Origin of the sequence: Bacillus sp. AY2-1 (genome assembly GCF_008368965.1) — a bacterium.
In the GTDB taxonomy this organism is placed as follows: Bacteria; Bacillota; Bacilli; order Bacillales; family Bacillaceae_G; genus Bacillus_A; species Bacillus_A thuringiensis_S.
This window is the reverse complement of record NZ_QPEL01000300.1, coordinates 1-1521: the sequence shown is the minus strand read 5'-3', so window position 1 is coordinate 1521 and position 1521 is coordinate 1. Positions and strand designations below refer to the sequence as shown.

The following is a 1521-nucleotide window of genomic DNA, read 5'->3' as shown; positions in this document are numbered from 1 at the left end:
AAAGGGAAGTCAGCTTTTTATTTTTTACATTATATTAACTTAATTTGAATATTCATTTGTTATTATATTGAAGAAACCTATATAAGGAGGTGAATAAACAAATATGTCGAATTCGGGGGCTGATTTATCTGTTTCTCGTTTGATTGTGGCAAATGTAGAGGAAAAGGAATATCATTTTATTGTTCGTGAACATCCGATTGTAGGGAAAGTTATATCGCTATTTGAAAATGGTAAAGAATATGGTTTACTAGATAAACAAATCGCTAATAAAGATAAATTTATTACATCGGAGCTTACTAAATTAGATTATTTTAACTTAGATGTTTTATATCATACACCTGGGTGGATATGGATTGGTATGGATCAATTTGGTTTACATGCTCGTGAGGCTACTTATAACGAAGTAGATGTTATTATGAAGTTGAAAGAGGATTTATATTATATAGATATATACGAAGAAATAAAAATGTAGTAAATATTTAGTCAGGTTAGGGGACAAGTTCCCGTAGCCTTTTTTGTTTAATAGTAAAACGTAAAATTATATTATTTTGATTATAGGTAAACTTGATAAGAAGTGAGATGAAAAGAGGATTTGAAAATACATGAAGAGAATTGTAATAATTATATGAATCGTATATGTAAATAACAATAGAAAGAAGATGATAAAATGAGTAAGGAAGAGCTTGTGAAAAAACAGTTTGGCAGTAATGCAGATAAGTATGTGAATAGTAAAATACATGCTAAAGGACAGGACTTACAATATGTAGTTCAACAAGTTGCGTCTCGCCATAATAATCGTCTTCTTGATGTTGCTACTGGTGGCGGACATGTTGCGAATATGTTAGCACCTATGTTTGAAGAAGTAGTTGCACTTGATTTAACAGAACAGATGTTAGAAGAAGCAAAAGGTTTTATAAAGCAGAATGGTCATGGAAATGTGTCTTTTGTAGTAGGAAACGCAGAGGATTTACCATTTGCAGACCATTTTTTTGATACAATTACATGCCGGATTGCAGCCCATCATTTTACGAATCCGGCTCAATTTATTTTTGAAGTAAATCGTACGTTGGAGGATAATGGATTATTCATCTTAATAGATAATGTTTCGCCAGAAAATAATGAATATGATACATTTTATAATTTTATAGAAAAAAAGCGGGACCCAAGTCATGAACGAGCTCTAAAAAAGACAGAATGGCTTACTTTATTAGAAAAAAACGGTTTGCAAATGCAGTCATGTCTTACTTTTGATAAGAAGTTTGATTTTGACTGGTGGTGTAATATGATGAATGTCCCTGTACAAAAGCGCGAAAAATTAACAGAATGTATGATGAAAGCACCAAACGAAATGAAGGGATATTTTAATATTCCATTTAAAAATAATAAAGTAGATTCGTTCTATACTGAAATGGCTATGTTTATATGTAAAAAAAGTACAACATTAAAAAGATAAATGTGTTGCAGTCTTTCTGAAGTACGATATACTTAGTACAGAGACACTGAGAATTGAGGAATAGTTAT

General features: G+C 30.8%; 2 protein-coding genes. Both read left to right on the top strand.

The genetic code is table 11. The features are described from left to right. The first annotated feature begins 103 nt into the window (after positions 1-103). Positions 104-472, top strand: a complete 369-nt coding sequence (locus DN403_RS30620; RefSeq protein WP_000071474.1) for a hypothetical protein — start codon at positions 104-106, stop codon at positions 470-472. A 195-nt stretch (positions 473-667) separates the two neighbouring features. Beyond that, positions 668-1453 (top strand): class I SAM-dependent methyltransferase, encoded by a 786-nt coding sequence (locus tag DN403_RS30615; protein WP_149186117.1) that lies wholly within the window; start codon positions 668-670, stop codon positions 1451-1453. Positions 1454-1521: the final 68 nt, after the last annotated feature.